This window comes from Pseudoalteromonas sp. SR41-4 (assembly GCF_014163985.1).
Taxonomy (GTDB): domain Bacteria; phylum Pseudomonadota; class Gammaproteobacteria; order Enterobacterales; family Alteromonadaceae; genus Pseudoalteromonas; species Pseudoalteromonas rhizosphaerae.
In genome coordinates this window covers 12,620-34,763 of the sequence record NZ_JACJEI010000031.1, presented here as the reverse complement: position 1 = coordinate 34,763, position 22,144 = coordinate 12,620, and the positions used below count along the sequence as shown (strand labels likewise).

At 40.1% G+C, this 22,144-nt stretch carries 22 protein-coding genes; 17 read left to right on the top strand and 5 right to left on the bottom strand.

Annotated features, from left to right (window positions below; all coding sequences use genetic code 11):
• Positions 1 to 13: 13 nt before the first annotated feature.
• On the bottom strand, positions 14 to 337 hold the full coding sequence (locus H5180_RS19395; RefSeq protein WP_182732238.1) for a hypothetical protein: 324 nt from the start codon (positions 335 to 337) through the stop codon (positions 14 to 16).
• 176 nt (positions 338 to 513) lie between these two features.
• Here H5180_RS19395 and H5180_RS19390 point away from each other — a divergent pair, with 176 nt between their 5' ends.
• A complete protein-coding gene (locus tag H5180_RS19390) occupies positions 514 to 1,248 on the top strand; it encodes an alpha/beta hydrolase (RefSeq protein ID WP_182758882.1) in 735 nt (244 codons plus the stop codon).
• 107 nt (positions 1,249 to 1,355) lie between these two features.
• The gene (locus tag H5180_RS19385) at positions 1,356 to 3,185 is read left to right on the top strand and encodes an ATP-dependent endonuclease (protein WP_182758881.1); all 1,830 of its coding nucleotides are present in this window, start codon (positions 1,356 to 1,358) and stop codon (positions 3,183 to 3,185) included.
• Between the two features lie 32 nt (positions 3,186 to 3,217).
• Here the strand turns inward: H5180_RS19385 and H5180_RS19380 are convergent, their stop codons facing one another.
• Positions 3,218 to 4,420 (bottom strand): bifunctional alpha/beta hydrolase/OsmC family protein, encoded by a 1,203-nt coding sequence (locus H5180_RS19380; protein WP_182758880.1) that lies wholly within the window; start codon positions 4,418 to 4,420, stop codon positions 3,218 to 3,220.
• 254 nt (positions 4,421 to 4,674) lie between these two features.
• On the opposite strand from H5180_RS19380, the gene H5180_RS19375 reads away from it, so the two are divergent.
• Positions 4,675 to 5,514, top strand: a complete 840-nt coding sequence (locus H5180_RS19375; RefSeq protein WP_145242335.1) for an isopenicillin N synthase family oxygenase — start codon at positions 4,675 to 4,677, stop codon at positions 5,512 to 5,514.
• A 209-nt stretch (positions 5,515 to 5,723) separates the two neighbouring features.
• Complete coding sequence (locus H5180_RS19370) at positions 5,724 to 7,127, top strand: DEAD/DEAH box helicase (RefSeq protein ID WP_182732235.1); 1,404 nt, start codon at positions 5,724 to 5,726, stop codon at positions 7,125 to 7,127.
• A 56-nt stretch (positions 7,128 to 7,183) separates the two neighbouring features.
• Here H5180_RS19370 and H5180_RS19365 read toward each other — a convergent pair whose 3' ends face one another.
• Positions 7,184 to 7,930 (bottom strand): DUF3307 domain-containing protein, encoded by a 747-nt coding sequence (locus H5180_RS19365; protein WP_149982955.1) that lies wholly within the window; start codon positions 7,928 to 7,930, stop codon positions 7,184 to 7,186.
• Positions 7,927 to 8,556, bottom strand: a complete 630-nt coding sequence (locus tag H5180_RS19360) for a hypothetical protein (RefSeq protein WP_145242329.1) — start codon at positions 8,554 to 8,556, stop codon at positions 7,927 to 7,929. The genes H5180_RS19365 and H5180_RS19360 overlap by 4 nt, the downstream gene beginning before the upstream one ends.
• A 154-nt stretch (positions 8,557 to 8,710) precedes the next feature.
• Between H5180_RS19360 and H5180_RS19355 the strand changes: the two genes are divergently transcribed.
• The 13 genes from H5180_RS19355 (at position 8,711) to H5180_RS19295 (ending at position 20,125) form a co-directional block, all read left to right on the top strand.
• Entirely contained in the window at positions 8,711 to 9,217 is a 507-nt protein-coding gene (locus H5180_RS19355; RefSeq protein ID WP_179959226.1) for an NYN domain-containing protein, read from the top strand.
• A 119-nt stretch (positions 9,218 to 9,336) separates the two neighbouring features.
• Positions 9,337 to 9,765 carry a hypothetical protein gene (locus H5180_RS19350; RefSeq protein ID WP_182732233.1) on the top strand — a complete coding sequence of 143 codons (429 nt, stop codon included), beginning with the start codon at positions 9,337 to 9,339 and terminating at the stop codon, positions 9,763 to 9,765.
• Position 9,766: 1 nt separating this feature from the next.
• The gene (locus H5180_RS19345; protein WP_149982957.1) at positions 9,767 to 9,979 is read left to right on the top strand and encodes a helix-turn-helix transcriptional regulator; all 213 of its coding nucleotides are present in this window, start codon (positions 9,767 to 9,769) and stop codon (positions 9,977 to 9,979) included.
• A gap of 377 nt (positions 9,980 to 10,356) precedes the next feature.
• A complete protein-coding gene (nagK, locus tag H5180_RS19340) occupies positions 10,357 to 11,271 on the top strand; it encodes an N-acetylglucosamine kinase (RefSeq protein WP_149982958.1) in 915 nt (304 codons plus the stop codon).
• The gene (nagA, locus tag H5180_RS19335; RefSeq protein WP_145242321.1) at positions 11,271 to 12,389 is read left to right on the top strand and encodes an N-acetylglucosamine-6-phosphate deacetylase; all 1,119 of its coding nucleotides are present in this window, start codon (positions 11,271 to 11,273) and stop codon (positions 12,387 to 12,389) included. The genes nagK and nagA overlap by 1 nt, the downstream gene beginning before the upstream one ends.
• Before the next feature lie 60 nt (positions 12,390 to 12,449).
• Positions 12,450 to 13,592: a transmembrane glucosamine N-acetyltransferase NagX gene (gene nagX, locus H5180_RS19330; RefSeq protein ID WP_145242319.1), complete on the top strand. Its 1,143-nt coding sequence runs from the start codon at positions 12,450 to 12,452 to the stop codon at positions 13,590 to 13,592.
• Positions 13,593 to 13,808: 216 nt separating this feature from the next.
• Positions 13,809 to 14,603, top strand: coding sequence for a glucosamine-6-phosphate deaminase (gene nagB, locus H5180_RS19325; protein ID WP_145242317.1), 795 nt, complete (start codon positions 13,809 to 13,811; stop codon positions 14,601 to 14,603).
• A gap of 133 nt (positions 14,604 to 14,736) precedes the next feature.
• Positions 14,737 to 15,660 carry an NAD(+) diphosphatase gene (gene nudC / locus H5180_RS19320; protein ID WP_145242315.1) on the top strand — a complete coding sequence of 308 codons (924 nt, stop codon included), beginning with the start codon at positions 14,737 to 14,739 and terminating at the stop codon, positions 15,658 to 15,660.
• A 45-nt stretch (positions 15,661 to 15,705) separates the two neighbouring features.
• Positions 15,706 to 16,887, top strand: a complete 1,182-nt coding sequence (locus H5180_RS19315) for a cystathionine beta-lyase (RefSeq protein ID WP_145242376.1) — start codon at positions 15,706 to 15,708, stop codon at positions 16,885 to 16,887.
• A gap of 123 nt (positions 16,888 to 17,010) precedes the next feature.
• The gene (locus tag H5180_RS19310) at positions 17,011 to 17,829 is read left to right on the top strand and encodes an ABC transporter permease subunit (RefSeq protein WP_145242314.1); all 819 of its coding nucleotides are present in this window, start codon (positions 17,011 to 17,013) and stop codon (positions 17,827 to 17,829) included.
• A complete protein-coding gene (locus tag H5180_RS19305) occupies positions 17,826 to 18,740 on the top strand; it encodes an ABC transporter ATP-binding protein (RefSeq protein ID WP_145242312.1) in 915 nt (304 codons plus the stop codon). The genes H5180_RS19310 and H5180_RS19305 overlap by 4 nt, the downstream gene beginning before the upstream one ends.
• Positions 18,740 to 19,114 carry a PH domain-containing protein gene (locus H5180_RS19300; RefSeq protein WP_145242310.1) on the top strand — a complete coding sequence of 125 codons (375 nt, stop codon included), beginning with the start codon at positions 18,740 to 18,742 and terminating at the stop codon, positions 19,112 to 19,114. Before H5180_RS19305 ends, H5180_RS19300 begins: the two co-directional genes overlap by 1 nt.
• Before the next feature lie 216 nt (positions 19,115 to 19,330).
• Positions 19,331 to 20,125, top strand: a complete 795-nt coding sequence (locus H5180_RS19295) for a putative porin (RefSeq protein ID WP_145242308.1) — start codon at positions 19,331 to 19,333, stop codon at positions 20,123 to 20,125.
• An 86-nt stretch (positions 20,126 to 20,211) separates the two neighbouring features.
• Here H5180_RS19295 and H5180_RS19290 read toward each other — a convergent pair whose 3' ends face one another.
• On the bottom strand, positions 20,212 to 22,056 hold the full coding sequence (locus H5180_RS19290; RefSeq protein WP_182758879.1) for a M2 family metallopeptidase: 1,845 nt from the start codon (positions 22,054 to 22,056) through the stop codon (positions 20,212 to 20,214).
• Between the last annotated feature and the right edge of the window lie 88 nt (positions 22,057 to 22,144).

The window sequence follows — 22,144 nt, the reverse complement described above, 5'->3', positions numbered from 1 at the left end:
ATCTAATGCTTAATTAGCAGGCAGGACCATTTTTATTTCGTGCGCTGGCAAGTGCGCGGGCAATTTCAAGTAATGCAGGGGAAATATCACTGGCGCCATCTTTGATGAGTTTTGATACATCACCTGATGAATACAAACTATCGCGTGGTGATTTAATGCCTAATTCACGCACAAAATCTTTAGTCTTGCCAGTGCTGCCTGTTTCGATGAATTTAAAAATAATACGCTCGTTATTATTTTTTGGCTCTGTTTCTAGCGTTTCGATTTCATCTTGATACGCTTCAATTCTGCTTTGTAAAATATCGATACGTTCTTCGATGCTGTTGTATGATTTCATGGATAGGTTCTTTTCTAAATAGACGTTAGGACAATACGACTATTATCGCATAAATTTATAATAATTATTTTTTTCTTTAAAACTCTTCTGCTGTTTTAGGTACCTCGTTTTATTGCAATTAATATTCAAAAGCTTAAAGTACTTTATAATTTAAATAAAATAAGTCGAGCAAATTAATGCCACTACCTTTTAAGTACCTTGTGAGCTTCTTTTTTCTCATAGTCAGTGCCGTCTCCAGTTCCGCAACAAACAGCGAAATGATTGTTGATAAAGCGCGTGACCGCGCGATCCCGATCAGTATTTCATTACCAGCATATAACGAGCATTGTAGCCAACAAACAAAATGCCCTGTGGTATTTATTAATGCCGGATATGGTATTGCGCATACTGACTATCAGTTTGCGGCTGATATATTTACAGCTAAGGGCTATTTAACCATTGCTGTAGCCCATGAATTAGACAGCGATCCTGCGCTCAACCGCACGCCACCTTATATGGCCACTCGTATGGAAAACTGGCATCGTGGTGTGGTCACTCTAAAATTTTTAGTGACCGAGTTGAGCTCTCGCTACCCAGAGTATGATTTTACGCGGTTAACGTTATTTGGTCATTCTAATGGCGGTGACATAGCTGCGCTTTACGCGGCGATTTATCCCAAGCAAGTGAGTCAAATTATTACGCTTGATCATCGGCGTATGTTGTTACCTCGCAATAAAAACATTCGAGTTTTAACGCTTCGTGGCAGTGATTACCCTGCGGATAATCAGGTATTACTCAATGAAGATGAATTAGCACAGTATCCGGTTACGCAGATTTCGATAGAGAACTCACGCCATAATGATATGTATGACGGCGGGCCTAATTGGTTAGTAAAGTGGATGAGAAAAGAAATTGAATTATTCTTAGATTAGATAAAGTAACACCTGTTTTACAAATAAAAGTACCAATTTACATGAGGTTAAGGTACATTGAAAATATAGTCCGAGCATTATAAACCTAATGAAATAGTAAGACAGATATGATTCGTCAAATAACAATAACTAATTTTAGATCAGTAAATAAACAAAGTTTTTATGCAGAAGAAATTACTACCTTTGTTGGTAAAAATGATGCAGGAAAATCAAATATATTAAGAGCATTGAATCTTTTTTTTAACAACCACACTGATTCACAAGAACCTTTTTCATTCAGCTCTGATTTTAATATTAACGCTAGAGTATATAAGCAAAGGGCAAAGGAAATAATGGTCGAGTTAGTTTTGAAGTTACCTCAAAGCTACAGAAAGGAAGGTTATCCAGATACTGTATATTGGAAGAAAGTTTGGAGAGAGAATGGCCTTCATCGACTTTCAGAAGTTCAGCAGTATTGTGTATTAAATAAAGGCAGAGTCACAAAAAAGCAAGAGTTCCCTCCTAGAAGTAAAATTCCAAATCTTCTCAGTAATATAAACTTTATGTATGTTCCAGCAATTAAAGATAAAGATTTTTTTAAAGAACTTCAAGGGCAGTTATATGATGTAATTGCGGCTACTACGGAACAAGGGTTGAGAGGTTCAGCCACAAGCTTTGAAGCCGAGATAAAAAGCCATGTTACAGAGCTTTTAACTGAGATTGATAAAACGTTTAGTGGTGATAATGAAATCCGAATGCCTCAAAACTTGAGAAATATCTTTGAAGCACTAGAGTTTAACTCTAATAATATTCCTTTGGGCCGAAGAGGTGATGGAATAAAAATAAGACATATTCCTATGATGTTATCTTTTATTGGCGCGAAACATCAAAATAGTGGAAAAAGACTAGCAATAAAACCATTAATCTGGGGTTTTGAAGAGCCGGAAAATAATGTCGAGTTTGCAACATGTTTCGAATTAAATAAACAGTTTATCGATGCTGTTAGAAAGCATACTCAAGTATTTATAACTACCCACTCACCTGCTATTTACTCACTAAATAACTCAGATACGTTACCAGAAAATATTAAAACGAGAACTTATTATGTTAGTAAGATAATAAATGAAAATAACACATCGGAGACCAAAATAGATGCTACTGATGAAGAAGAGCTGCACGGCAATATAGGCTTTCTTCAACTTTTGAGTCCTATAATTGAGAAGAAAAGGGATGAATGGTTGAAGAGAAATGAAGAGTACGAGTCTGTAGCTAATGAATTGCTTAAGCAGTTAGAAAATGATATTAAGCCAAGACTTTTTTTGGAAGGTCAAAGTGACAAAGTAGTAATTAATAGATTATTAGAATTTTTCAATTTATCAGAAAACGTTTTTATCGATGTCCCTAGTGAAGGTAATAATTGTGCAAACGCGGCTGTTGATAGAGGTGTTGCTTTTAACCTCATTCAAAAGCATAAAAATGAGAAAGTTAAAGGCTTAGTTTTATTAGATGCTGACTGCGCCGGTAGTAAAGCAAGGAAAATATTCAATGAAAGGGTTTCAGGCTCAAAGGCTGTTTATTGTGAATTAATAAAGCCTACAAAAGTAATAATTTACTTAAAGAGTAAAGGTTACAATGTCAGTGCTGATTTAGAAACATTATTTCCATCTGAGATATGGGAGCTTGCACTTAAAGAAGGTTGGTTAGAGAAAATAGAAAATGAATCAGAGAAATTAACCGATTATAAATTAAAAGATTTAATTAATAATAACCAGCTAGCGAATGAATACAAAAGTGGTTTGACAGATACAGAATGTATGTATGTTGATTATAAGTTTGATCACAAAGGTAAACAAAAAGTCAGTAACTATATAATGCGTATGCAAGACCAAGAAATTATAGACAGTGGACTCGATAGAACATTTTCAGCAGTTATTAAAACTATCGAAAAGATAATATAGCGATACGAATGACGCTATATTATTTCGCCTAGTTACTCCATTAACTCACTTACAATCAGTGGGTTGTTATGCAGGGTTTTATGCACAGGGCATTTGTCGGCAATTTCTAATAGGCGCTGGCGCTGAGCGTCACTCAAATCGCCTAATAAGGTGATTTTACGGGTGATGGCTTCGAGTTTGTCGGTTTGCTCGCAGTTATCACAATCGGCGTGATAATCACGGCTGTGGTCCAGTTCTACCTTTATGTGTTCAAGCGGTAAATTCTTACGACTAGCGTACATGCGCAGCGTCATCGCGGTGCATGCACCAAGTCCTGCCAGTAAATGGTGATAAGGGTCTGGGCCTAGATTATTACCGCCAATACTTAGTGGTTCATCGGCAAGCCAAGTATGATCTTTGGTACTTACATGCTGAGTAAAGACATGATCTTTTTCTTCAACTAATACATTGCCGCTGCTAAGTTTGGCACTGTACTGGTTTTTATCAAAATCCACATAACGTTTTGCCCATGATGCTATAACGTCTGCTGCGTAGTCTGCATCGTCTTTGTTAGTGAGTAAGTGGTCGGCGTTATCCAGGCTAATAAAGCTTTTTGGATGTTTAGCAGCGGCGTAAATTTTTTCAGCTTCGTTAATGCTTACCGTGGCATCAATAGGGGAGTGCATTACTAACAATGCTCGCTTTAATTTACTGATATGGCTGCGGTCGTAATTGGCAATGTCGTCCACAAACTGTTTTTTAATGGTAAATTCTCGCCCTGCTAAATTTACCTTGGCTTCGCCCTTGCTATTAATTTCATCAAGATGAGCGGCAAAGTTATGCGCTACATGTTGCGCATCTGATGGTGCGCCTATGGTGGTAATGGCTTGTACTTCAGCAATGTGTTCAGCAGCTGCAAGTACCGCTGCGCCCCCTAAACTATGACCAATTAATAATTGTGGCGCTTTAAAGTGTTCACGTAAGTGATCTGCCGCGGCAATTAAATCTTGGATATTTGATGAGAAATTACTGTTGGCAAAATCACCGTCGCTATTACCAAGGCCAGTAAAATCAAAGCGTAATACCGCAATGCCTTGTTGAGTGAGTGTTCGGCTAATTCGACTTGCTGCGGCTATATCTTTACCACAGGTAAAACAATGGGCAAACAAGGCATAAAATTTAATATCACTGGCGGGTGTTTCAAGCTGACCGGCGAGTGTTAAATCACCACTTTTGAACGAAATTTTTTGGCGCATAGGTTACCTTTGCTTAATGAAAGAGGTTAGTGAAGAATAGACCATTAAAGTGCGTTTATAATTACAGTTGTTTTGGCGTTTTATCCACAATAGCAACATTTTGATTTGCATCAAGTAATAAACGCTTACCCAGCTAAAGAGGACATAAGTCCTTATGTTTTTTTGCCCGTTTTATTATGCTCGCGAAGCGCTACAATGGAGCAACTGCTATGATTAGCAAAGGCTTTTAACAACTTAATTCATTGGATACGAACATGCAATTACCTACCGTTGATTATAAAGCGAGCGATGCGGCCGCTCAATTTGTTGAGTCTCTTAGAAATACGGGCTTTGGTGTATTAAAAAACCACCCAATTCCACAGTCTCTTGTTGAATCAATTTATAAAAATTGGCAGGATTTTTTTAATTCTGAACAAAAACATGAATTCTTATTCTCTAAAGACACTCAAGATGGCTACTTTCCGCCTTCGGTATCAGAAGTTGCAAAAGGCTTTACAGTTAAAGACATTAAAGAATACTTTCATGTTTATCCAAAAGGCCGTGTACCAGCGCAGTTAGAAGCAGATATTCGCGAATATTATCGTTTAGCCAATGAGTTTGCTGCGACATTGTTAAGCTGGGTGCAAGCTGAAGCACCAGCGGATGTGCGTGCTAAGTTTTCAATCGATTTAAAAGATATGATTGCTGATTCAGAGCAAACATTATTACGTATATTACATTACCCGCCGATGACAGGTGATGAAGAACCTGGCGCTATTCGTGCTGCTGCACATGGTGATATTAATTTATTAACGGTATTACCTGCTTCAAATGAGCCAGGCTTGCAAGTACAAAAAACAGATGGTGGTTGGTTAGATGTTCCATGCGATTTTGGCAGTTTAATTATTAACATTGGCGACATGTTGCAAGAAGCGTCAGGTGGTTATTTTCCGTCGACTATTCACCGTGTTATTAACCCTACTGGCAAAGCGTCATCTAAGTCACGTATTTCGTTGCCGTTATTTTTGCACCCGCGTCCAGATGTGGTGTTATCAGCGCGTTATACTGCTGACAGTTACTTACAAGAGCGTCTGCGTGAGTTAGGTGTTAAATAGCATCACTCAAGTGATGATAGCTTTTCAACAGCGGCCACAGTGCCGCTTTTTTGTTTTTTAAGGTTGTGTTTTTTTAGTGAGTTATAGTGTGATGTGGCTAGTTAAATTTGGCTGACGCTATTTCAAACGTGAATATACCATGCATTATTGCGTACGATCGGTATAATGCGCCATTGGCCGATTGGGCCTTAAAATTATTGAGAGAAAATATGAGTTTTGATGGGTTAGGTTTATCACAGTCTTTAGTTAATGCGGTTTTAGAAAAGGGCTATGAAACGCCAACACCAATTCAGGCTCAAGCCATTCCAGCGATCATTGAAGGTCGTGATGTTATGGCTGCAGCGCAAACTGGTACAGGTAAAACAGCGGGTTTCACTTTACCGTTAATTGAGCGCTTATCAACAGGCCAAAAAGCCAAGGTTAACCAAGTTCGTGCTTTAATTTTAACCCCAACCCGTGAGCTGGCATTACAAGTAAGCGAGAACGTTGAAGAGTATGCTAAGCATTCTAATATCAGTTCTTTTGTTGTGTACGGTGGTGTTAAAATTAATCCGCAAATGATGCGTTTACGCAAAGGCGTAGATATTTTAGTTGCCACTCCGGGTCGTTTAATGGATTTGCATAACCAAAATGCCTTGAAGTTCGATAACCTCGAAGTGTTGGTGCTTGATGAAGCTGACCGTATGCTTGATATGGGCTTTATTCATGACATTAAACGTATCATCAGCAAGTTACCGGCTAAACGTCAAAACTTGATGTTCTCAGCGACGTTCTCAGACGATATTAGAGCGCTTGCGAAAGGGCTTATTAATGATCCGGTCGAAATTTCAGTCGCTGCAAAAAATACCACGGCAAAAAGTGTTACCCAATGCGTTTATGCGGTAGATAAAGCACGTAAAACCGCCTTGTTAAGTCATTTAATTCGTACTAATGATTGGCAACAAGTGTTGGTATTTAGCCGCACTAAACATGGTGCAAACCGTTTAGTAAAGCAGTTAGAGCGCGATGATATTGTTGGCGCTGCAATTCATGGTAATAAATCTCAAGGCGCGCGTGTTAAAGCACTTGAAGGCTTTAAAAGTGGCGAAGTACGCGTACTTGTGGCAACGGATATTGTTGCCCGTGGTTTAGACATTGTTGAACTGCCACATGTAGTTAACTATGATTTGCCTAATGTGTATGAAGATTATGTGCATCGTATTGGTCGTACCGGCCGTGCGGGTGCATCTGGCGACGCAATTTCATTTGTAACACCGGAAGATGCTGATGACTTATACGGTATTGAACGTTTTATCGGTGAATTGATCCCACGTGCAAAAGAAGCTGGTTTTGAGCCAACAAAAGGAGTGCCTGAAAGAGAGCTTGATGCACGACCTATCAAACCTAAAAAGCCTAAAAAAGCGGGTCAGCCTTTTTCTAAACCTAAGTCTGATAGCAAAAAGCCAAATAATAACGGCGGTAATGGCACCGGCCCACGCCGTGGTGGCTCAGGTAAAAAACCTGCTGCTAAAGCCGCTGGTGAGCAAACACAAAACCCATGGGCTAAGCGTCAATCTGTTGGTGGCAGTGGTCAACGTCGTCGCTCTGGTAATGATGGCGTGAGTAACACGTAATAATATTTTGATAAAAAACGCGCCTAAGCTGGCGCGTTTTTTTATGCTTTTTATTTCTATAATGCTTTAAGATAATTAACTGCTAAGCCAATAAATAAGGTGACGGTGACACTTAAAAGTGTACCGAGCATAACATATTCGGTGAGTTTTTTATCTTTACTGGCACGTAAGTCGCCAAAGCGAAATACCGATTTTGCTGCTAATAAAAAGCCAACGCCAGCCAACTGATCTAGCAAAATAAATGTAAGCATTAATACTCGCTCAAGCATGCCAATACTTTGCCCCGCTGCTGGTAAACTTCCTGTGGAGCTAAACCCGGTAGTGAGACGCTCTAACATCATACGAATGAACACAGCACTGGGACTCAATACCAGTAAATAGCCACATAGCACCCATAATGTAGTGGGGGTTATCAGCCATTGCCAAATGCTGGTAATAAATTCACTGTTGTCGCTCAACCACACAGTCAGTAGTAGTATCACGACAAGATGAGCAAGTTGATCAATGATAAATGGCACAACTCCTTTGTTTGAATATGATTTTGCTAAATCAATTAAGTAGTGGGTCACGATAACAATAGCTGTGGCAATACCGATACGCGAGAGCTCTTGCCAGCCAAAACTAAACTCCCACCAGCTGACAATTGCTGCCGTAGTTAGACCGTGCACTAGCACATGCAAGTACAGTTTTTTAGCACGAAAGTGACGTGTATTACGGTTATTAACCCAACTCATTGGCTGCCAATAAAAATCAGCTAAAATATGACCGATAAATAATGCAACTAATAACAACATAAAACTCATTTTTTTACTCCTATCACGGCATTAGCAATGGCCTGCTCTGCATAGTCTAAAAAACGCTCGATCAACTGATAATGTGCAAGATTAAGTAACTTGGTCACATTCTCACGACTGGTTTTTAATTGTTTAGCAAGTTCACTATGTTGATTGTTTTCTGCGGTTAAATAGACATATAAGGCATTCGCTTGTTTGTGTGTCATTTTGCTCAGGAGCACGTCAATAAAAGCTAGATTAAGGGTTAAGCCATCATTTTTGAGTTCATCAATACTGCTAAGAGTAAAGCGTTGGTTATGGATTTCGTCAAGACCGCGCCCCGATAATGTAAATGCAGAGCCTGTTGCTGTTTTAATATCGGCTCTAGCATTATCTATTTCACCAATGGCAAGGCTTTGGCGAATTTCATAGCCGGTGGCTTTAAGATGTAAGTAAAGCAGCACTGCGACACGGCATACTTGGGGTGGTTGATTTATTTGCACCTGAAAAGCATCGCCTCGATAAATAATACTTTGTCCTAGATGGCGTTGAGTAATTGCTCGCAAACTTTGGTCGAGCTGGTAGAGCATCGCATCGTAGTCGTGCTTTGGAATATGTTGTGATTTGATCACATCACCGCTGATCACCGCAATCATAAATGTCCTTGATTTAAGTTACATAAAGAAAAGTAACCAATTTTGGTTACATGCTTCAATGTAACTAATTTAGGTTACTTGAAAGCTAAATGCAAGGGCTTGAAATTAATCAGGGTATGCTACAGTAGCGTGATTAATTTAAAAGGGATAACGCATGAGTCAAGAAATACATAGTACAACGGCGAAAAAGCCGAGAGTGGGGATTTTTGTCGATGTCCAAAATATTTATTACACCTGTCGAGAGAGCTACCGAAAAAACTTTGATTACAATGCCTTTTGGGCAAAAATCAGTGATGACTATGATATAGACTGCGCGATTGCATATGCAATTTATCGCGGGGACGAAAAGCAATCTCAATTTCAAAATATTCTTCGTGCGATTGGTTTTGAGGTAAAGCTAAAACCATTTATTCAGCGTAAAGATGGCAGCGCAAAAGGCGATTGGGACGTCGGCATCACCATCGACATGCTAGAACAAGGTAAAAACCTCGACAAAGTTATTTTACTCTCCGGCGACGGGGATTTTGCCTTATTACTGGGTCATTTACAGCATCATTATAATGTACCGTGTGACGTCTATGGCGCTGATAGACTGACGGCTGATGCATTAAAACAAAGTGCGGCACAGTTTTTTTGCATTGATGATTCCCTGTTACTTTGAAACTAATGTATTAAAAACATAACATCATGTTAAAAATATTTGACATGATGTGAGCCCACTCTTATAGTCATTAATGTTAAGTATACTTAACATCAAATTTATTATTATAAGGGGGTGATATGAGTTATACACAAAAATCGCGGTTACTTGAGATGTGCATAACGATGGTTGTGTTGTTTAATTACTTGCAGTCAGTATTATCAATGACGCCAGAAGCTCAGATGGATCCGTTATTAGCAAGTGGCTTGTTGATATCACTTACGATACAAACCGTTGTAATGCTTATTGTGATGCACATTATCTTAGCGATATTTAATACTAAATATGCGAATCAAGCGAAAGATGAACGCGAACAGGCTATTGCCTTAAAAGCAAAAAGTGTTGCACTACTTATTTTACAATTAGGCGTTGTGAACGCGGTGTTTGCAATGCTGATTGACCCACATTTTGGGTTTGCAATTAGTCCGGTTCACCAGTTAGTAATCGCAGCGTTGGTGAGCGAGATAATCGGCGCTGGGGCCGAAGCTTGGCTATTATATAGAGGTTAGAATGGCAAAGTTAGCGATTACTAACACGATCCGTGCATTACGGTTTCAGCATAATGAAATGACGCAGCAGCAATTAGCTGAAGTCGTTGGGGTGACGCGTCAAACAATTGCCGCAATTGAAGCGGCAAGGTATTCACCGTCGCTGGAGGTCGCTTTTAAGATCGCGATTGTTTTTAATCTACCACTAGAAAAAATATTCCAATATCGACAGTGAATCTTTACTAAATTATTATTTTTGGTAAACTGGATGCATATTCTGCATTTTTATTTATGTTTTTTGGCCATTTAAGTTATGAAAATAGTGTTATAAATCACCATTTTTGTTGTTTTTTTAGGTAATAATGTCATTTTTAAACCTTATTATTACGTTAAAAGATAGTCGACACTAATTTAATTGATATTAATTATTTATTTAATTCAGTTAATTAGAGATAAATGTGGGATATGTGAGATTTTTTATAAAAAACTTAATGACAACGCTGTCATTTGTTGTGTAACATTAATTCAACATGGGTTGAGGGTGAATCGCATTAAGATAATAAAAAAACATGCGATTAATACAAATATAAAACGAAGGTTAGAGGTCGTTAAATGATGGCTAAGAGTGCGAATGAGGACCAATTGTATATTGGTATCGACGGTGGCGGAACTAAGTGCCGTGCAACTATATACTCTGTGCAAAACGGGGTATTAGGAACAGGTTTAGGTGGCCCTGCGAATCCATTACATGGGTTGGAGCGCACATTAGAGTCAATAATGGTATCTACACAATTGGCGATGCGCGATGCAGGTTTGCCATTAGAGTCTATTCATCAAGTGTATGCCGGTTTAGGATTGGCGGGTGTTAATTTACCGAACTTATATGAAAAAATAACAGAGTGGGAGCACCCATTTAAACAAATGTTTTTAACTACTGACTTACATACGGCGTGTATCGGGGCTCATGAAGGCGGTGATGGTGCTGTGATAATCACGGGTACTGGTTCATGTGGTTTTTCATATGTAAAAGGGCAGTCGGTGAATTACGGCGGTCATGGTTTTGCACTTGGCGATAAAGGCAGTGGCGCATGGATGGGCTTAGAGGCAATTAAAGCGGTGTTAATGGAGCTAGATGGTTTAGGTCCTCACACGATAATGACGCCAGTGGTTAAAGAGCATTTTAATGTCACCACAGCAATGGGCATTGCAGAGCAAATGGCCGGACAACCGTCAAGTAGCTATGCAAAACTTGCTCGCTATGTATTTGATGCAGCACACCAAGGCGATCAAATCGCTTTAGCCATTGTAAAAGACGGAGCGCAATACGTGAGTCAGTTAGCGCATCGTTTATTAGAGAACAATCCTCCGCGTTTATCTATGATCGGTGGTCTTGCAGAGCCTTTAAATCAATGGCTTGACCCAGCAATTGCAAAACTCGTTGAAGTACCAAAGCAACCGCCTGAAATGGGCGCAATTTATTTTGCACAGCAATCAGTATTAGAGCAAGACCAAAAGGTAGCACTGTAATGAAAACCTTCTATCGCGCGACACGTTTATTCACGGCTGAAAAATTTCTAGATAATGCATTATTCAGCGTTGAAAATGGCGTTTTTCATCTTGAAACTTCCACCACAGGCAGTGTTATTGAGCTAGATGGTTTAGTTGCGCCAGGCTTTATCGATGTACAAGTTAATGGCGGTGGCGGGGCATTTTTTAATGCTGAGCAAAGCACACAATGCTTAGATCGTATCGCAAAAGCGCATGGTCAATTTGGTACAACGGCACTGATGCCAACACTTATCACCGATAAAGTTGAAACCATGCAAGCAGCTGCTGATGCAACAGCAAAAGCAATATGCGAAGGGGTCGCGGGTGTATTAGGTATTCACTTTGAAGGTCCGCATTTGTCTTTTCCAAAAAAAGGCACACACAGTGAGCAGTTTATTCGCCCAATTAGCGAACAAGAATTTGCCATTTATGCGCGTCAAGATTTAGGTATCAAAATGGTTACCTTAGCGCCAGAAAATGTCAGCATTGCTGATATTGAGCGCTTAGTGGCGTGTGGTGTAAAAGTATCACTAGGTCACACTAATGCTGACTATACAACGACAATGGCGGCACTCAATGCTGGCGCCGATGGGTTTACACATTTATATAACGCGATGTCGCCGTTTACATCGCGTGAACCAGGCGTGGTTGGCGCTGCGCTTTGGCATGATAACAGCTGGTGTGGCTTAATTGTTGATGGGCATCATGTACATCCATTGTCTGCACAATTAGCTATTCGCACCAAACAGCGCGGCAAAATTATGTTAGTCACTGACGCAATGCCACCAGTGGGTACCGATGATATGGAATTTGATTTTTTTGACGGGCGCAAAGTAATTCGTACTGGGGATAGATTAAACTCAAGTACGGGCGAATTAGCAGGCAGTGTATTAGACATGGCCAGTGCAGTGCGTAATACCATTAATACATTGGATGTAAGCCTCAGTGAAAGTTTACGCATGGCTGCACTGTATCCAGCAGAATATTTAAACCTCAAGAAAAAGGGACGTTTACTTGATGGCTTTGATGCAGACTTTGTGGTGCTCGATGAACATCAGTTTGTAAAAGCCACTTATATTGCAGGTAATGCAGTGTAACGTTTCCCTGTAAAAACCCCGCAGTTGTATCGCGGGGCTTTTTATTTAAGAGTAAAAATAATGACAACAGCACATACAGACACAAAGCCGAGTAAAAAGCGCTTAGCATCTCTTGATGCTTTACGTGGCATGGATATGTTTTGGATTTTAGGTGGGCAATCTATTTTTGCCGCTTTATTTGTTTTAACCGGTTGGACTGGTTGGCAGGTATTTGAAGCGCATACGCTACACAGTGCATGGCATGGATTTACATTTTACGATTTGATTTTTCCGTTATTTATCTTTTTATCAGGTGTGGCGATGGGCTTAGCACCAAAACGCATCGATCACCTGCCATGGCAAGAGCGAAAAGTTTTTTATGCTAAAGCATTAAAGCGGTTATTGCTATTGTGCGGGTTAGGGGTGATGTATAACCATGGTTGGGGCACAGGTATTCCGCTTGCCTTCGATGAAATACGCTATGCGAGTGTACTTGGTCGAATAGCGATTGCATGGTTTTTCTGTGCAATGCTAGTGTGGCATACCAGTATTCGCACACAGCTCTTTACAGCAATCGCTCTGCTGCTAGGGTATTGGATCTTGATGTGTTTTATTCCTGTACCAGGTGGTAACGCTGGTGATTTAAGTGCACAGGGGAGTTGGAATGCATGGTTTGATTCGCATTTTTTACCCGGTATTAGTTATCAAAATAGAGCCGTCGACCCCGAGGGCGTGTTATCGAGTCTACCAGCTATTGTGAATGCCATGTTTGGGGTATTTGCAGGACAACTAATCGCCAGAGCAAGTAAGGTTGGCGAGTGGCAAACAGCAGGCATATTATTTGTTGCAGGTGTTGTGAGTGTTTGCTTAGGTTGGCTTTGGGATTTACAGTTTCCAGTTAATAAAGAATTATGGACCAGTTCATTTGTTTTAGTCACAGTCGGGTGGAGCGCAATATTACTGGCTGTGTTTTATGCAGTGGTTGATATTCTCAATGGCCAAAAATTAGCTTATCCGTTTGTGATTATTGGTGCTAACTCAATCATTATTTATTTGGCATCAAGCTTAGTGAATTGGGAGTTTATAAGCCATAGCGTGTTTGGTGGCTTTATTGCAGCAGCAGCTACCGATTGGCAGCCACTGATTGGCGTGGTTGCGCTTTTGCTGGTGCAAATGCTTTTATTACATTGGATGTATAAGCGCAAAATATTTGTCAGTGTTTAGCTGGCTAATGTACAGCACAGTAAAAAAGGTAAATTTTTATTCACTTTTACTTTACAAACTAAAATTGAATGGTAATAATGACAGCGTTGTCATAATGGTATTGACCAAATAGTGTATCCCTGTTTGGTTTGATCTAAGGCCCAATCCGATTGCACATGGGGTTGGGACTTAGATCCCATTTTTTCATCAACTAATTTAATAACTGAGCAAATTAATATGCAAATAGTAATTTTAAATGATGCAGCAGCCGTAGCAGCATATGGCGCAAATATTTTCGCAACACAATTACAAAAAAAACCAACGTCAGTGCTCGGTTTAGCAACGGGCTCTACGCCAGTTGCGTTATATCAAGAATTAATCGCTAAAAATAAAGCGGGTGAGATTTCATTTTCACAAGCAACAACGTTTAATTTAGATGAATACTTAGGTTTAACGGGCGATCATCCACAAAGTTACCGCCACTTTATGAATGAGCAATTGTTTAGCCATATTGATATAAACAAAGATAATACCTTTGTACCGCCAGGGGATGCCCTAAATCCAATTACAGCATGCAAAGAATACGAAGACAAAATAGTTGCAGCAGGCGGTGTTGATGTACAGTTATTAGGCATCGGACGTAATGGTCACATCGGCTTTAATGAGCCTTCATCAGGTCTGCGTTCACGTACTCGCGTAAAAACACTCACAAAAGCAACGGTAGATGATAATGCCCGTTTTTTTGCTGCTGATGAATATCAGCCACAGTTATCAATTACGATGGGAATTGGTACGATTTTAGAGGCGAAAAAAGTCGTATTACTTGCAACGGGTGAAAATAAAGCGGATGCGGTACGCGCTATGATTGAAGGGCCACTGATGGCTGCATGTCCAGCGTCGGCACTACAGCTTCATCAAGATGCAGTGATTGTAATTGATAAAGCGGCGGCAAGTAAATTAGCCGATTTAGAATTTTATCAGCATATTGAAGCTGAAAATCAAAAATTACAGGCTCATTTAGCTACATTGTAATTACGACAGAATTTATTGTGTGTTTAAAAAAGTCCGTAAGGGCTTTTTTTTTGCCTATTTGTCAGTGAGTAATAATTGGGTTTAAGTAAGTGTTATGGTAGTTTTAGCCATCTAAATAGTAAAAAGGATAAGCATGCTTAATTACAGCCAGATGCCTTTAAACCGTGCATCAAACCTACGTAAAGAGCAACAATGGGTGGCAGCACAAATAAATGAGCAAAGCCGTTGGTTATTGGTGAATAACAATCACACTTTATTTGATATAAATAATATTGCTGTGACTTTTTTAAGCTTTAGTGATGTGAGTCACTTAGCATTAAACGAAGCGATTTTTTTAGGTTTAGATGAGCAGCAAACCAGTCATTTCGCACTTGATGTAAGCAAGCTAGACGAAGCCGTCTTAAGTCAGCTGATAGGTGACGCTGAGTTTGTTGATATTCGCCGCTTTGGGGTGCAAGTGGAAATCGCGCAAGGCTCAATGGCTGCACTGGCACGAGGTTTGTGTTACTGGCATGCAACTCATCGTTTTTGTGGACGTTGTGGCAGCGAAAACGAGCTTGTTGAAGCTGGTCATTCACGTTTATGTAGTAATGATGGGTGTAAACACCAAACGTTTCCGCGAACTGATCCGGCCGTGATCATGGTGGTTACTCGTACATTTGCTGATGGTGTTGAACGCTGTTTGCTTGGTCGCCAAGCAATATGGGCACCAGGTATGTATTCGTCTTTAGCTGGTTTTGTTGATCCGGGCGAAAGCTTAGAGCAAGCGGTGGCGCGTGAAGTGATGGAAGAAGCGGGCATTGTGGTTGAAAATGTTAAGTATATTGCCTCGCAGCCGTGGCCATTTCCATCATCGATTATGCTGGGCTTTACCGCTGAAGCTGTTACAGAAAATATCCAGGTTGATAAGGACGAACTAGACGATGCGCAGTGGTTTAGCCGTGAAGAGCTCGCTCAATTTGGCAATTGGCACGAAAAGGGGGAGCATTTAAAGCTACCAAGAGCTGATTCTATTTCGCGCTATTTAATCGACTATTGGTGTAATTTGCAAGATTAAGCATAGTGCAGAGTATGTTCTAACGAAATATTTTAAGGATTAATGATGACGACAAAAAGCAATAAAAATACGCTGTTAGTAAGTACCGGACGTAAAAAAGCATATACTCATGGGGTGGTTAACCCCGTAGTGCAACGTGCATCGACAGTTGTTTTTGATTCAGTGGCAGAGCTTAAAGAAGCGGCAAAAAAACGTGGCGATAAAACACTTTTTTATGGTCGTCGTGGTACTACTACACATTTTGCATTACAAGAAGCGATCACTGAGCTTGAAGGTGGTGAGGGATGTGCGCTTTATCCATGTGGTGCAGCGGCCATTAGCAGCACACTATTGGCTTTTTTGAAAGCGGGCGATCATATCTTAATGGTAGATAATGCCTATGAACCAACGCGTGATTTTTGCGATAAAATTTTAGCTGGCTTTGGCGTTGAGACGACTTATTATCCACCAACAATTGGGGCAGATATTAAAGCGCTGATCAAAGACAACACCAAAGTGCTGTTTTTAGAGTCGCCAGGTTCTATCACCATGGAAATTCAAGATGTACCAGCCATGGTTGCAGTTGCCAATGAGCATGGGGTAATGACCATGCTTGATAACACCTATGGTAATGGCTTGCATTATCGCCCACTTGAACACGGGGTGGATATTAGTATTCAAGCGGCAACTAAATACATTGTGGGTCATTCGGACGTGATGATGGGGGTGGCAGTGGCCAATAAAAAATACTGGCCGACACTTCGAGAAAATTCATATTTACTTGGTCAATGTACGTCGGCTGATGACGCTTATTTAGCGTTAAGAGGCCTGCGCACTATGGCGGTACGTTTAAATCAGCATGAAAAAGCCGCGATCGAAGTCGCTACTTGGTTAGAGCAACATCCGTTAGTTGACCATATTCGTCACCCGGCATTTGCAACGTGTCCGGGTCATGAGTTTTTTAAGCGTGATTTTGATGGTAGTAATGGCTTGTTTTCTTTTGTTATGAAACAAGGTAACCAAAGCGCGATTGATGCTTTTTTAGATAGTTTAGAGCATTTTAAAATGGGCTTCTCGTGGGGCGGCTTCGAGAGTTTAGTGACTGCCAACTTAACTATGAAAGGTTTACGCTCAGCAACTGGTTGGACGCAAGGACCAGTGATCCGCTTACATATAGGCCTTGAAGATGTGGACGATTTGATTGCTGATTTAAGCCAAGCACTCGACATATACCAACAGAATTTGTAGCCTGCGGATCAATAAGACTACATTATTTGTTACAAAGCTCGTATTAATACGGGTTTTTTTTTGCTAGTAATTCAACACGTTTGCCCTTAGTGTAAGCTGTATATAGATTAATAAGGAATATCTGTGACGCAACTCCACCCTCAGCGATTATTAAAGATTGCCCAGTTTGAACTAGTGAGATTATTTTTGACCAAGCGCGGCTTACTTGCTGTTGCCGCATTTTCGATTTGTTGGTTATTGATTTTACGTTATCCGATAGGTCAAGCTGTCAGCTTAATTAGTTCGCCCCAAATAGCCGATTTAGCACAACAAGTGTTTGGCGCTATTGGGCTGAGTAAATTACTCGATTGGCCTGAAGCTGAATTAGCTATGTATTGGTTAATTGCATTGTATAGCTTTCCCAGCTTTTGCTTGTTTTTATGTAGCGACCAACTTGTTGGTGATAAACAACGAGGAACACTACGCTTTTTATCTCTTAGAGCTACCCGTAATGAAATGTTATTTGGCCGCTTTTTAGGACAGGTATTTATTTTAGCAGCATTACTACTTGTTACCTTGGTAGCTTCAGTTGCGGTTATGGTATTTAGAGATCCAGCATTATTAGTCAGTGGCATAAGTCGCAGCTTTATTTTGTTCTGTTATTTATTAATTGCTGTTTTGCCCTTTATAGCACTAATGACGTTGTTAAATACTTTTGCACGCTCAGCGCGTTTAACTGTAGTGCTTGCCGTATTATTTTTTGCTGGCGGAAATATTGTGGTCAGTATTTTAAGCTGGCAAATACCCGTTTTGGCAATGCTTGATTATGTTTTCCCTGGCGTACAACTTGATCAAATGGCAGGACAAAACGCAGGAATATTTAATAGCATTGGCATTCCGTTAATACAAACTACCGTGATGCTAGCGATTGCTCAGCGTATTTTTGCAAGGAGTTCTCTATGAGCACACTAATACACGCAACAGGTTTAACTAAGCAGTATGGTAATAAATTGGCCCTTGATCAGGTAAGTTTTGAGATACAGCAAGGCGCGCCAGTAGCACTGGTTGGGCCAAATGGTGCAGGCAAAACCACCTTGTTTAGTTTGTTATGCGGTTATATTTTACCAACAAAAGGCACGCTCAATATTATTGGACATAATCCAGGCAGTAGTGAATTGTTTGGCAAGCTCAGTGCGTTACCGCAAGATGCTCAACTTGATCCGCGCTTTAGTATCGCTCACCAACTGGCGTTTTATGGCCAGCTACAAGGGCTGTCAAATAAGCAAAGCCAAGCAGAAGCGATCCGCGTACTTGAGTTAGTCGGACTGGCTGACGTTGCTAAACAGCGTTCTGATGATTTATCACATGGAATGCGTAAACGTGTCACCATAGGTCAAGCGCTGATCGGGAAACCACAAATAGTCATGCTGGATGAAGCAACCGCTGGGCTTGATCCTATTCATGCTCGCGAAGTACGCGAAGTGGTTGCGAATCTTAGCAGTGAGGCTACCTTTATTTTAAGTTCGCATGATTTAACTGAACTAGAACGCTTATGTTCACATGTACTGCACCTTGATAAAGGTAAGCTCACAGAGCATCCAACGCACAGTGATAATAGCGAACTAGAGTCTGGATTTATTACATTGTTATTGAGCGAGCATTACCCGGATGTTGAAGAGAAAATACAAGCTTTAGCAGAAGTGTCTAAAGTGTATATGAGCCAAGCTAAAGAATATGTTATCGAGTACCAAAAAACGGCGACACCATTTGATATCACCATACTGCAACATTGTTATCAGCAAGGTTGGCGGTATCGCCAATTGGTAAACGGCCATACATTAGAAAATCAAATATTTAAACAGGAGCAAATATAATGGGTTTATTAAGTGGTTTAATGGGTAATGCCAGTGAAATTGATGACAATGATTTAGAAAAAGTATTGGCAAATACACTGATTGAAGGTGAACAAGTTGAAAAGGCCTATAAAGTGGTACGTGACATGTTTATTTTTACTAACAAACGTTTAATTTTGTTGGATAAGCAGGGGGTCACTGGCTCAAAAATAGAGATGATCAGTATTGCTTATTCAAAAATTACTAAGTTTAGTAAAGAAAGTGCAGGTCATTTTGATTTAGATGCTGAATTAAAAATTTGGGTTGGCTCTGATCCAACACCGATCAGCAAAGATTTTAAATCGGGTGATAATATCAATGATGTGTACCGGATAATCAGCCAGTACGCGCTTTGATCATAATTGAGCTTTTAAAACGGTAGCGATTAACATTCCTATTCGCTACCTTTTTTTTACACTTCCTTACATCCACTTACATTTTTATAATAAAATACAAGCACTTAGTTAAGTTTCAATTCAGTTTACTCGCGTTAGGATGTGCCCCGTCTTAACCAACCGGTTAAACGTTAAACCTTGTAGCAATAAAACAATGTAAAATAGGGAAATCTTTTTATGAAAAAATTAGCAGTTATTATTTCGAGTATTCTTCTTTCTAGTGCCGCGACTGCTGCGGATAACTATCAGTCAATCAGCCATTTAGGATATATGGATACCGATGGCAACGACACAGTTAGTGTTGATTCAAAATATTACTTCTCACCAAAAGCAACATTAGGTCCTTACGATCAATTTGAGTATATTAACAAGCAAACCAACGTATATGGTTCATACATTGATAATGACTTTAGCGATGTAACAACTATCGGTGGTGAGTACTTTGTTGAAAATTTTGTGGTAGGTGCTCAATATAGCAACCTTGATGTTGATTCTGTTTCAAGCAAAGACGTATTTAATGTATCAGCAGGTTACTTTTTTAATCCAAATTTATTATTAAAAGCGACATTCATTGACGTTGAAGATGGCGAAAATTCAGTAATATTTGATCTTGCTTATGATCATAAACTTAATAGCACAGATTACATCGGTTTCACTGTAACATCTGATGACGAGTTTGATTACCGCGCTGTGAACGCTAAATACTTCATGGATCTTAAGCAAGGTAACTACCTAACAGTTGAAGGTACTATTTCAGATACTGACGACAGTGGTAGTTCATGGGAATTAGGTTCTAATTACTACTTCACTAAAGCGACATCAGCGTTTGTTACATTTAATAAAAACGATGATTACACTTTTGGTGCTCAACATTTCTTCAACAAAAATGTTGGTTTAAAAGCGGGTTACGGTAATAACTGGGATGATTCTGGTTATGACGCTTACTTTGCAAATGTAAGCTTACAGTTCTAATCAAACTGTAAATTTAGTACTGCAATACTAAAAAAGCCCGCTCAATTGAGCGGGCTTTTGCATTTTTGCTATTTAACTAAGTTAACTTACCAACCACATTGACGGCCTTTATTTTGCTCATCAAGATATTTTTGCAGTGGCGCAAAGTAATCAAGTAGGGCTGTTGCATCCATTTCAGGTTTACCTGTTACGGTGGCTAATGCTTCTTGCCAAGGGCGGCTTGAACCCATTTCTAGCATAGCATTGAGTTTTTCACCTGCTTCTTTAGAGTTGTATACTGAGCAGCGATGAATGGCTTCTTTGTTACCTGCTATTTCACATAAACTACGGTGGAAATCAAACTGTAAAATATGCGCTAAGAAGTAACGTGTATACGGTGTATTACCTGGCACATGATATTTTGCACCTGGATCAAAGTCAGCCTCGCTTCGTGCGATAGGTGCTTTTACACCTTGGTATTTTTCACGTAATTCCCACCATGCCTTATTGTAGTTTTCAGGGGTTACTGCACCTGAAAATACTTGCCAACGCCATTGGTCCACAAGTAAACCAAATGGAATAAAGGCAACTTTATCCAGCGCCATCTTCATTAATAAGCCAATGTCTTTCGATTCATCAGGCACTTGCTCTAATAAACCAATTTCTTTTAAGTAACCGGGTGTTACCGAAAGCGCAATGGTATCGCCAATGGCTTCGTGGAAACCGTCGTTAGCACTTTCTTGATAATAAAGCGGTTGGGTATTGTAAGCGCGTTGATAGAAGTTGTGACCTAACTCATGGTGAATAACTGAGAATTCTTCACCAGTACGTTGAATACACATTTTAATGCGTAAGTCGTCTTTACTATCTATATTCCACGCTGAAGCATGGCACTGTACATCACGATCGGCAGGTTTAGTGAATAACGAACGTTGGTAAAAGGTGTCAGGTAAAGGTGCAAATCCCATTGAGGTGAAAAATTTTTCAGCGCCGCGTACCATTTTAAGTTCATCGTAGTTATGCTCGGCTAATAATGCGGTTACATCATAACCAGGATCGGCATTTTCAGGTGCGACTACATCGTAAATGTTGCCCCACGATTGCGCCCACATATTACCTAATAAATGCGCTGGGATAGGTTGGTCTTGAGGTACTTTGTCTTCACCGTATTTTTCACCTAACTTGGCACGAACATGACAATGCAGCGAATCATATAATGGTTTTACTTGCCCCCAAATACGATCAAGTTCTTTGGCAAAATCATCTGCTGGCATATCATACTTACTACGCCACATTGCACCAGTGTCTGCATAACCAAGCTCTTTAGCGCCTTCATTGGTTAATACAACTTGTTGTTTATACAGTGGACGCATTGGTTTTGATACCTGGCGCCAACCTTGCCATAAATCAAGCAGTTCGTTGTAATCACGGCTGGTGGCCATTGTTGCAGTCATATCACCTAGGCTTAAACAGCTGCCATCGTCTTTACAATATTTACCTTTACCATATATACCGCCAAGTTCAGCCACAAGCTGTGATAGTTTTGCTGTTTTTTTTGCATCTTGTGGGGCAGGTAAAGTCAGTGCCAATTTTAATTTGTCGAGTTTACGACGTGCGTCATAATCAAGTTCGAGAGAGTCAAACTGTGCAGCTTCGTTAGCAAGGCGAACCACCGCTTCGGTCATTTTACGATTTACTTCAGCTGATAGGGCTGATGTATCATGCGTTATAAAGTTAGCGTATATCCATTCCGCGCGACTTGATTCTAGATATAAAGCACTGAGCTCTTGCTCTGTCGTATCTAAAAAGGCTTGCGCGTCTTTTGCAGTTACCGGCGCAGGGCTTGCAGCTTGAGTTACTGTGTTAGTGGCTTCTTGGTTACAGCCGCTTAATGCTAATGTGCTGGCAACCATTATTGCGCTCAAACTGAGCTTAAAATGTGGAGTAGTCATGTTAACCCTTATATTTGTTATTTATCGGGTAGGATGATAGCAGCGTCTATGTGTTAGGCAAAGTTTATCAATAACCGACTCTTTAGCT